This window comes from Bifidobacterium sp. VU/mBH4 (B4) (genome assembly GCF_058199535.1).
In genome coordinates this window covers 696,955-707,059 of record NZ_JBVPQJ010000001.1, presented here as the reverse complement: position 1 = coordinate 707,059, position 10,105 = coordinate 696,955, and the positions used below count along the sequence as shown (strand labels likewise).

Genomic DNA, 10,105 nt, shown 5'->3' with positions numbered 1-10,105 from the left:
GCTGCTCCTTAGATTTATTGGAACGGCGCATCGAGCACGTCAAATTTGACGCTCGCTTTGCTGGTCTGGTCGCCACTCATCTCCATGAGCCTCAGCTCGTAACGGCCATCAGGCAGCGTGGGGAAACCAGCCACGTCCAAGTCGACCCGCTCACCCGGCCAGAACGACCCGCACGGGTGGATGGGCATACCGCGGGCATCCGCATCGTTGAAATCAATGCTTCCGGTGATCTGCATGAGCCTGCCGGCTGTAGCCACCCCCGCCAAGTGCTCCTTAAGCAGGGCCAGATTATCGATGTCCGTATCCCCGTACACCGCCTCCCGGAGGATGGGCGGGTCCTGCATGTGGGTGATCTCGTCCATCTGCTCCCAGTAGGCGGTGATGGTGCTCTCATCCTGCCCTGCACCCGTTGCGTACCAGCGCTGATAGCCGTCCTGGTAGTCGACGGTCAGCCCCTCCAGGCTGCCTGCCCCCGCATAGGAGGACAGGAGGATCGGCGGATGGTCCATATCCAGGTACACGTCCGCGTCGCTGCCGGCCAAGAACCGTACTCTGGCATGGCTGGGGTCGGCCCAGTAAGGCCGGAAAGCCACGTCGGGCCCGCCCTTGCTGTTGGCTATGTTGGTGATCAGCTGGGAGACGGCCAGGTTCTGCACGTTCCAGGCCTGATAGTTAGTGCGTTGGTGGGTGCCTACCTCACCCAGGTAGGTCCAGTCGATCGGCAAGGCTCCGCCCTGCTTGGCATCGGTGGCGATCCTGCCGAGCTCGCTGCAGATGCCTCGGAAGCTGAGAGCGTCGAAGCTGATCGTGTCGGTGCTGGTCCCGTCGTGGAAGGCCCCGTCCCTGACCGCGTATCGGGACTGGAGGATGGCCATGGGGCTTTCCAGGCTGAAAGTGGTGTCCAGGAGCGTGTCCTCCCGGCTGCCGATCTTGCCCCACATGATGGGCGTGCCCATGTCCTCGGGGTCTTTAAGGTCTCGCACCCAGCAGGTGAGAATACCCCGCCTGCGAGAGTCCAGGAGGCTGTCACGCCCGGATGGCGTGCGGGCGTCCAGAGCGGACCAGGGGATGGTCAGGCTGCTCTCGTCGGCCTTGCCGGTTCCCTTTTCGGTGGTTTGGAAGCCGAAATCGGCGATGCTCAGATCCCAGGAAAAGGATGGGATGTCGATGGGGGCGACCAGATGGCCGTCACGCACGTCGATGATCCAGTGCCGCCAGCTCACCGGGACGGCCCCCGGTCCCACACCTGGACCGTGCGCCCCGGGTAGGTCAGCCCGTCGTTCTCTCCGTAATGCATGTAAGGCTGGCCGTTGCCCTGCTTGCTGGCCAGGCCCTGCCTGACCGCCACACGGTGTGAGCCCTTTTTCATGGTGAGTATCTTGCTGTCGTGCGCATGCGTCCACACGCCGTGCATGAGCAGCGTCTCACGCGTCGACCCCAGGACGTCCGCCCCGTCCAGAATGAACGTGACCGCCCAGGAAGCCCAGTCATCGTCGCCCACGGGCAGCATCTGCCCCTGGTCACCCCTGATCGCGTAGGCCACATCCGCGTCGTAGACCATCTCCACCACCCGATCCGTAGGCAGGTAAAAGTCCACCGGGTACTCCACCGACCACCAGCGGACCCGCGGATCCCCCCACACGTCCCTGCGCCGGTCCTCGTACTCCGCCAGCCGGCCCAGGCTCGCCTCGTAGGAGATCGCATAGTCCACATACCCCCAAGCCATGGCCGACGCCGTGCTCATGGCACCGGCTGGCATCATCCTGTAAGCCAGCACCAGACCGCCAGCCTCCACCTGCGGAGCCAACGGGGACGCGGACGGCGTACCCTGGGCCACCTTGACATGCACCCGGTTGTCCGGCTGGCCCGTATAGGAGATCAGATAGATGGCATCGATGCGCGGGTAGGCCGAGTCGCCCGCCGTCACCGCGTTCTCCGTGTATGGGGACCCGCCGCCGTCCCAGTAAGCGATGCTCATCCCGTCCGCCCGGCCCATGGAGCACACCGCCACTCCCGGACTCACCGCGTAGCGCAGATCCTGCCGGCCCGACACATCCAGACCGCTCACGATCCCCGTGCTCGCCCACTGGCCGGCGATCACCCTCCGGTGCGTCAGCGCATCACACCCCTGACCCGACGAGTCCGGGGCCACACCCAAAGCTGTAGACATCACAATCCTCCTAAAGATACGTGTCACGCACACTCACGGTCGCCCAGCCCGAGCCGGGAGACATCAGCTGCACCGAGAGAGACCCGCCGGCAGGTACCAGCGGAAAGCCGCGCCTGGTCAGCAGTCGGCTCACATCCACGCCGCCCATGGATGCGGTCTGCGTCCGGCAATCCAATATCAACGGCACCATCACCACACTCCCCGACCACTGCAAAGCCCTGCCATCCGAGCCCACCACGAGAACCCCGTCAGGCATCGGTCCCGTCACCGTGATCACCGGATACGCCGTGGCGGTACCGCGATTGCACAGCAGGGCCACGCTCTGCGGCGAGCCCGCAGTCGCGCCATACGAAAGGGGATATACAAGACCCAAGCCCTTGTCCCCGTAAAAGAGGCCTCCGGATGTGGAGGACGCCGGGTACACCTGCACGTCGGTGGACTGCCAGGAGAGACGCTCGGGTCGGGGGCAGACGACGGTCATGGTGCCGACCATGCGGCCCTCATGCCATGAGGCATCACCGGAGACAGTCACATAGCCGGTCGCATACGTATCGTCAGCCCCGTCCACCACGCGCAGGCGGACCAGCTGCCCGGCTGCGGAAAGGAGCAGGTTGAGGGAGGCGATCACCGCATCATGCTGCTCGGCCAGCGCCACCCAATGGATGGTGACGGTCCTGGCCGAGTAGAGGATCTCCGAGGATGCTATGTCGTGCGCCCCGTTGCCTGATACACGCTCGGTGAGCGTGACCTTGGCCTCAGGGGTGCTCCGCCAGCCTTCCACGCCCTCCGTGGTGATGCCGAGCCCGTCAGGACAGTCCTGCTGTTTGCTGCCGGCCAGCAGGACCGTCCTGTCCCCGTAGTGGATCTCCGCGTAGGCGGGCATGTAGCTCATGACTCTCCCATCGCCGACTGCATGAGCGCATGGGCGGCTGTCCTGCCGTCGATGGTGCCCTGCACGTAGGGGTCCTTGACCCCGTAGTTGTTGATGATCACCTGCATGGGCGGCAGCTTCTCGGCCCGAGACTCCTGACGGCCACCATTCTTGGCGAAGAGGGCGCGCTGCTGGTCGCCGGTGAGCACCAGCTCAGGGTCGCTCGTCTGGTTGCTGACGATGGTGACCCCGGGTGCCAAGTAGCCGCCCTTGTCGTACAGGCTGGGGACGATGCCGCCCTCCGCATACCCGCCAGGCCGGTTCAGGGCCGACAGGCTCCCGTACCGGTGCAGCGCGTAGTTGAGGCCGGCGTAGATGTTGGCCAGCGGGTCGGTGATCGGCCTGCCGGCGAAAGGCCCCGCGTAGGCGGCGAAGGTCGGCGGGATCACCTGCATGAGCCCCTGGGAGGGGATGCCGGCTTTTGCATTGCTGTCCCAGTCGTTGATGGCGGCTGGGTTGCCGCCTGACTCCTGGTTCATCCTGCGGAGCACCGTGTCGGTCCAGCTGTCCGGCTGGCCCAGCATGTGCAGGGCCTGGACCACCAGTCCCCGCCAGCGTTGCACGCCAGACCCTCCGGACCCGGCGCTGGACATGCTGGAGATCAGGCTCTTGGCCTTGTCGACCAGCCCCTGCATGACCTTGACCGGCAGCTGGGCGATCAGCCTCCCCCAGTCGCCAGCACCGATGCCTGCCAGCAGTCTCTTGACCGGGTCCATAATCAGTCGGGAGATCGTCCCGCCAGGGTCGCTCAAGAAATCGCCGATGCTCTTGGCAGTGTTGGACAGCCAGGTTTCAGCGCTCTGGACGATGCCACCCAAGTCGAAACGAGGCACGATGCCGCCAGTGGCGAAGCCCATTTCGGCACGCACTGCAGCGGGGCCGGACTGGCGGGCCAGCCGATTCCACCGGTAGACGTTGTCCGGGCCGACGGCTCGCACCCATTCGGGCACCATCCAGGCTTCGCCAGGCGAGGTCATCGCCAGGATCGTATCCTGCCCAGGCGCATATCCGGGATTGATGCCGCCCTCCGCAAAATGCACGTCCGGCAGCTTCAGATTCAGGCCGACAGCGCCAGCCACCTTGTTCCAGACGTTTTTGATGCCGTTGGTGTACACGTTGTCGACCACCCAGCGGACGGGCTTGGCAGCAGCATCCCTGATCTGGTCCCAGGACCTGCCGATCCAGTCCTTAGTCGTTTCGAAAGCCTGGCCGATGGCATGGATGCCGTCCCGGAAGGGCCCGAACACGGTGCGGTCGATCCAGTTCCAGGTGCTCTGCGACTTGGAGCTGATCCAGTCCCAGACTGGGCGGATCGCACTGTCGTACAGCCAATGGAAGATATTCGCCCATCCTCGAACCTCACGGTTCCAGGCATCCATGACATGGGATTTGATCCAGTTCCACGAGTCGCGGAACTTGGCCACAATCCAGTCCCAGACGGGGCGGATATGCTGCTCATACAGGCCGTTCCATGCGTTGCCCAGCGCGTTGATCCCATTTTTGAATGGGGTGATCACATGCGCGTTGATCCAGTTCCAAGCGTTGCCCATGGCCTGCCGGATGCCGTTGAAGGCGGGCTGGACGACCTTGTGCCACAGGTCTTCGACCGGCTTTTTGAGCAGATTGAAGGCGATCACCCACGGAGTGACGAAAGACGTGACCACAAAAGTGATCAGGAACTTGAACACCTGGACGATCCCTTGCCCGACCGTCTTGAGCACATTCCATGCGCTTTTGGCGACTGCAGTGACCTTGGACCATCCGTTTTTGAAGAAGTTCACGAACGGGCCGGAGAAGAATTGTCCCAGTTTTTGGCCCATCTGCTTGATCTCGCCTACCTGCCCGTTCACGAAGTCGTGGAAGGGTTTGATGTTGTCGTAGGCGGTCTTGAATGCGGAAACCACCAGCATGATCCCGGTGATAACCCAGCCGATTGGGTTGCTCTTCGTAAAGCCTTGCAGGAGGAAGTCGAAGGCTATCTTGGTGAGTTTTACTGCCTTTGCTGCCAAGCTCGCCCCCAGCACCACGGCTGTGAAGCCTCCGCCGACAGCTAGCAGCACTTTGACGAGCGTCCTGTGTGAGTCGGTGAAGTCTTTGATGGCGACTGCACCGTTTACTACCCACCGCAGCATTCCCGTCAGAGCAGGCAGGAATTTCGAGGCGAGAGTTATGCGGCTCGTGTCCAGAACCTGGTTGAAGCGGTCGGTCTGCACCCTGGCGGTGTTCTGGGTCTCCGCCCAAGTCGAAATGTCCCTGCCGTTCTGCTTGGCCACGTCGCTGATGCCCTTGACGTTCTTTGCGAAGGTCTGGGTGCTGCCGCCAGAGAGCATCAGGGCCGTGTTCATACCGGTGGCCCCGCCCATGATCTTCTTGAGCGCTTCCGTGTAGGTCTGCGCCTGGGGACTACCCTTTTTGAGCTGGTCGTTGAAGCCTTTGCTCTTGTTGTACATCTGGTCCCATTGGCGGACCAATGCGGCCTGCTGGTCAGGGAGTGCTTTGAGTCCCTGCCGGTAGTCGTTGAGGGTCACGGACCCGTCCATGACGCCCTTGGCGAGCTCCTTGGCCTTGCCTGTCAGCTTGCCGAACATGGTGGACGCGTCTTCGGCGGCGAACTTGGATTGGTTGAAAGCGTTGAGCAGGATGGTGCCGGAGGGCCCCATGTGCTTGAGGATGGTTTCGGACAGGTAGCTGATCGTTCCGGTCAGGCCACGCTTGCCCAGATTCTGCGCCACGTCCACGCTGCTGATGCCGAACTGCTGCATCTCGTTGACGGCCACCTGGTTGGGGGCCTGGAGGGAGCGAATGGTGTTGGCAAGCTCCTGCGTGGACTCCTGGGCGCTGGTCCCGTGCGAGGTCAGGGTCGCTTCAGCGCCGCCGACCTCCGCGAAGCTGATTCCAGCTGCGGATGCGACCGGGAGCACTGTGGACAGGGAGCCGGCGAACTCCTGCATGGAGGTCTTCGCCTCGCCGGAGGCCCTCACCAGCTGGTTGGTGACGCTGGAGGCTTTGCTGGTGGGGATGTTGTAGGAGCGCATGATGGAGGTCAGGGCGTTGGTCATGACCCCCAGGTCGACCTGCTCGTCGGTGGCTCCCTGGGCTGCGGCCTTAAGGACCCTGAGCCCATCGGCACCGCGCATCTGGGCTTTTTCCATCGTGTACATGCCCTCGGCCAGCTGGCTGGTGCTGATGCCGGTCTGCACGGCGATGTCCTTGATGCCTTCCTCCACGCCATGCAGGTTCTTGGTGGACTCGCCGCCGGCGGTGACAAGCAGGTTCATCTGCTTTTGGAAGCCTTCGGCGGCGTCGGCGCTGGTCTTCATCCACTGGGCGATGCCGACGGCCCCCAAGCCCAGGCCCAGCAGGCTGAGGCTTTTGCGGGACTTGTCCCAGATGGTCTTCAGCCTGTTGGACTTGCCGCCTACACCGTCTAGCGATTTTCCGAAGCTGGCCCACTTGGAGGGCTGCTCGTCTGTCGCCTTGGCGAGGTCCTTGTTGGCTTTGGTCAGCTGCTCGGTTGATGTTTTGCTGGCCTTCTTGGACGCTTCGAGGGCCTTTTCCGAAGAGCTGACCGCCTCATTGGCCTGCCTGGACTTGCCGCGGGCGGCTGTAAGCTGCGCTTCGGCCTTCAAAGCCTGGGAGGAGCCCTCGCCGTACTTTTTCAGCTGCTCCGAGAGGCGCTTTTCTGCAGCCTCCTCGTTCTTGGCGGCAACGGCTGCCCTGTCGCGAGCTTTGGCGATGTCACGGGTGGCGTCGTCCACGGCTCGCTTGGCCTTGGATTCGGCATCCTTGAGGGTATCGACCTGGGCTTTGAGCACATCGGTCTTGGATGCGGCCGCCATGGACTGCGACCAGACTTTCCCGGAGGCTGCACCAGCCTGCTTGGCGGCGTCCGTCGTCCCGGTCAGCAGGAGTTTGGCGAAATTCGCTAGATTGGGGAGGACGTCCATCCACACCGAGTTCACGCCGGCCATGCTCAGCCTCCTGGGATGATGCGGGACGCCAGGGCGTCCAGTTCGGTTTTCGTCTGCCCGTCGAGATCGTCTTCGGGCCGATGATGCTTGTCCCGCTCCTTTTCATCCCGGGCGATGGCCAGGGAGAGCGGATTGATGGGTTTGAGCCCGCGCACGAGAACGGCGAGGGCTCTCAGGGTGATTTCTCCGCGCCAGTACTCCGCGATCGGGTCACGTGGGCTGTACTGCTCGCACAGTGCGGCTTCCAGCTCTTCCGGGTGGCCGTCAGCGTCGAGGAGGTCTAGCGCCGTGTAGGGACCCCGTCAGGTGTGGTGGCCTCCATCTGCTCGCCGATCTCGTTCATCAGCAGCATTACGTCGGAAACCTGACCGCCGTCGGCGATGAAGTCGTCCCACTGGTCGCCGAGCACGGCCTTGGCCATGTCAATGTCGGTGGTGGCGGCGGTGACGGCACGCTTGGTCTTGTTGGACTGGAGTAGCGGGTGCTCGATGTGGTAGACGGGTGCATCCTTGCCGTCATGGACGGTGAAGTCGATGGTGTCGGTGACTCCGGGGTGGGTTTCCTTGTACTTCTGACGAATGGCGTGAAGGGAATACTGAGTGGACATTTATGCTCCTTAGATGTGTTTTGAGTGGGATTGCGGTCAGGCGGCGGTTTTGACGCTGGAGATCTTGGTGTACTGCTTGCCGGTCTTCTCGTCGGTCAGAACGTCGAAAGTGAAACCGAGATCCTCGGTGTCGGTTCGGTCCAGGGTGCGGTCGCCGAAGCCGCTGATGGTCGTCTTGTAGCCGAACTCCACCCGGTAGACGGCATCTGCTCCCACCCCGTCCTGGGCGATCAGGTAGATGCGGTAGAGGGGCATCTGGCTGACTCCGCGCTCCGTGTAAGCCCAGGTCTTGGAGTCCTTGCTTTCAGGCCAGGAAGCGACCGGCAGTCCAGCCCTCAAAGCTTCCGTGTACGCGTTGGCTTCGCCGAAGGTGACATCCAGCTGGCGGGTGGAGGAGCTCAGGTCTGATCGGACAGGCTCCAAGTCCTGCAGCATGGTCGTGTCATCAGTCTTGACGCTGCGCTTTTCGACCATTCCTTTGGTGGTGACATAGCCAAGCTGCTTGTACCCGTCAGGCAGCTTGCAGGGCAGACCATCATCGCCGAAGAATTTTTCCGGCGCAGGGGTCGAATAGTCGGCGATGGCGATGATCATGGTGGCGTGCTTGCGGACGCTGCCCGGATCGTTCTGCATGTATTGCTGCACGTCGGCGATGGTCGGCGTTGCCGTAGGGGCGGATGCCGTGTCGTCGCGGGTTGTCACTCCTGCGGGCATGGTCTGGGTTGTGGGGTCGGTCATATGATGCTCCTTTTGCATATGCAAAAGGCCACCCCGTCTGGAGTGGCCTGAAAATGGGTTGTTTAGTTGGAGTTAGTCGCTTATGGGTCTCATGACGAGACTGAAAGTGGCGGTGCATCGCAGGATGGCCGGGTCGCCGAACGGCACGTCCGCAAAGGCGCTGCCTGAGATGTCGTCCACGTACCCGTACTGGTTGCCGTTGCCGGCCAGGGAGGCCATGCATGAATCCATGGTCTGGATCAGCGGGTTCATGTCGGCCCACGACTTGGCGAGCAGGTCGATGTCCACGCTCACGGTGCGTTCCACCGGGCCCATCGATCCGGACGGGCTCAGGCTCGTCTTGACCAGCGGCAAGGCCGCTTTAAGCTGCTTGGCGTCGGGCAGGACCGTGTACGGATGGTATTTGGTCTTGTCGGCGATCCATTGGTTGACCAGCCGCAGATGCTGCGGCCATCTGACAGGGTCCATGGTCGCCTCCTCAAAGCTGCGATGCTGCACGGCGGAAGAAATTATGCCGTGGGTAGCGCAAGGAGCCGTGCTCCTGCTCTGAGGCGTGCTCGCTGCCGGCGATCACCCGCGCGTAGGGTCGTTTGATGCCGGTGGGTGACTTGGTGCCCGGCCTGGTGCCCGTCTCGATGCGCAGCGAGTCGGCGAACTCTTCGCAGCCCTCCTGGTAGGCGAGTCTCTGGCAGATGGGCAGGAGCCTGGCGGCGATGTCGTTCAGGCCCTGGCGCACTGCAGGGCTTTCCAGGATGTTTTTCTCCAGCCATTGTTCATCGACTGATGCTCCGCTGCTCATCGGTGGTCCTCCATCATATACAGCTCGCTGTGCGAGCCAAGCCCGTCGGCCGGCGTGTACTCCTGCACGGCACTGGCCAGCCGGTAATCGTGCCCATTCCATGTGATGGTGTCGTCCCCGTCGACCAGGTCGGAGAGGACGATGCCCTGCGGGCCGATGACCCGCCACCGGCCCAGGAGAACATCCTGCTCGAAGAGCACGTCGCCCGCATTGGTGACAGGCTGCACGCTGCACCCCATCACCGTCCGGGTGGTGGTGCTCTCCTGCGGCTGGCCGTCCACGTCGGGCGCGCCCATAGTGCGATGCTTGATGATGATCGTGTCCCCGTGCAGGCCGGTCATAGGATGCCTCCGATCCGGTATTTGGCTATGGCGGCGCTCCATGCGGCGCTGGTGCCCACGGATTGGGCGACGCTGTAGGTGCGGGACTCCTCGCCGGTTGTCCAGGAGGCGAGCCCGGGCATGACCTGGTAGATGGCCGCAGCCTGCTCCAGCACCGCGTCCTCCACATCGCCGGGGACCGGGTCATAACCGTGCGTGTAGGTGACCTGGATGCTCCGCCACCCGTCCACCGGATGAGCGAAACGAAGCATCCCGTCCGCCGACCACTCGGGGTCGGCAGGCTGGCCGTTGAAAAGGACTCCAGACACTTCGATGACCGGCCGGACGGGCAGACGCACGGTCCTGCCGCCCGTCCCGTCCAGGATCACCGTGTCCGTGCTCTGGATGATGGGGTTGCGGCTTTGGCCGGTGAAACGGTCGGAGGCAAGCCGCAGGCACAGGGCCAGTTTCGGGTCGTCAGGCTTGCAGTTGAGGCGCTGCGCCAGATCATCCGGGGATGCCAGCGGCTTCGGCTGGTCCTGCTGTCCGCTCATGCCTGCCTCCTCACG

11 protein-coding genes are annotated in these 10,105 nt (G+C 63.2%); all 11 read right to left on the bottom strand.

Translation table 11 applies throughout. The features are described 5' to 3' along the window. Positions 1 to 14 precede the first annotated feature (14 nt). Positions 15 to 1,223, bottom strand: coding sequence for a hypothetical protein (locus AC0AII_RS03155; protein WP_490446067.1), 1,209 nt, complete (start codon positions 1,221 to 1,223; stop codon positions 15 to 17). Further along, positions 1,220 to 2,170 (bottom strand): hypothetical protein, encoded by a 951-nt coding sequence (locus AC0AII_RS03150; RefSeq protein WP_490446066.1) that lies wholly within the window; start codon positions 2,168 to 2,170, stop codon positions 1,220 to 1,222. The genes AC0AII_RS03155 and AC0AII_RS03150 overlap by 4 nt, the downstream gene beginning before the upstream one ends. Before the next feature lie 10 nt (positions 2,171 to 2,180). After that, positions 2,181 to 3,062 carry a hypothetical protein gene (locus AC0AII_RS03145; RefSeq protein ID WP_490446065.1) on the bottom strand — a complete coding sequence of 294 codons (882 nt, stop codon included), beginning with the start codon at positions 3,060 to 3,062 and terminating at the stop codon, positions 2,181 to 2,183. Beyond that, the gene (locus tag AC0AII_RS03140; protein ID WP_490446064.1) at positions 3,059 to 7,072 is read right to left on the bottom strand and encodes a phage tail tape measure protein; all 4,014 of its coding nucleotides are present in this window, start codon (positions 7,070 to 7,072) and stop codon (positions 3,059 to 3,061) included. The genes AC0AII_RS03145 and AC0AII_RS03140 overlap by 4 nt, the downstream gene beginning before the upstream one ends. A 2-nt stretch (positions 7,073 to 7,074) precedes the next feature. Then, on the bottom strand, positions 7,075 to 7,227 hold the full coding sequence (locus tag AC0AII_RS03135; protein WP_155804746.1) for a hypothetical protein: 153 nt from the start codon (positions 7,225 to 7,227) through the stop codon (positions 7,075 to 7,077). Between the two features lie 125 nt (positions 7,228 to 7,352). Continuing rightward, on the bottom strand, positions 7,353 to 7,679 hold the full coding sequence (locus tag AC0AII_RS03130) for a hypothetical protein (protein WP_490446063.1): 327 nt from the start codon (positions 7,677 to 7,679) through the stop codon (positions 7,353 to 7,355). A gap of 36 nt (positions 7,680 to 7,715) precedes the next feature. Then, positions 7,716 to 8,417 (bottom strand): hypothetical protein, encoded by a 702-nt coding sequence (locus tag AC0AII_RS03125; RefSeq protein WP_490446062.1) that lies wholly within the window; start codon positions 8,415 to 8,417, stop codon positions 7,716 to 7,718. A gap of 72 nt (positions 8,418 to 8,489) precedes the next feature. After that, positions 8,490 to 8,885, bottom strand: a complete 396-nt coding sequence (locus AC0AII_RS03120) for a hypothetical protein (protein WP_490446061.1) — start codon at positions 8,883 to 8,885, stop codon at positions 8,490 to 8,492. Positions 8,886 to 8,895: 10 nt separating this feature from the next. Beyond that, positions 8,896 to 9,216 carry a hypothetical protein gene (locus tag AC0AII_RS03115; RefSeq protein WP_490446060.1) on the bottom strand — a complete coding sequence of 107 codons (321 nt, stop codon included), beginning with the start codon at positions 9,214 to 9,216 and terminating at the stop codon, positions 8,896 to 8,898. Then, positions 9,213 to 9,557, bottom strand: a complete 345-nt coding sequence (locus tag AC0AII_RS03110) for a hypothetical protein (RefSeq protein WP_490446059.1) — start codon at positions 9,555 to 9,557, stop codon at positions 9,213 to 9,215. Before AC0AII_RS03110 ends, AC0AII_RS03115 begins: the two co-directional genes overlap by 4 nt. Beyond that, entirely contained in the window at positions 9,554 to 10,090 is a 537-nt protein-coding gene (locus tag AC0AII_RS03105; RefSeq protein WP_490446058.1) for a hypothetical protein, read from the bottom strand. The genes AC0AII_RS03110 and AC0AII_RS03105 overlap by 4 nt, the downstream gene beginning before the upstream one ends. Positions 10,091 to 10,105 lie beyond the last annotated feature (15 nt).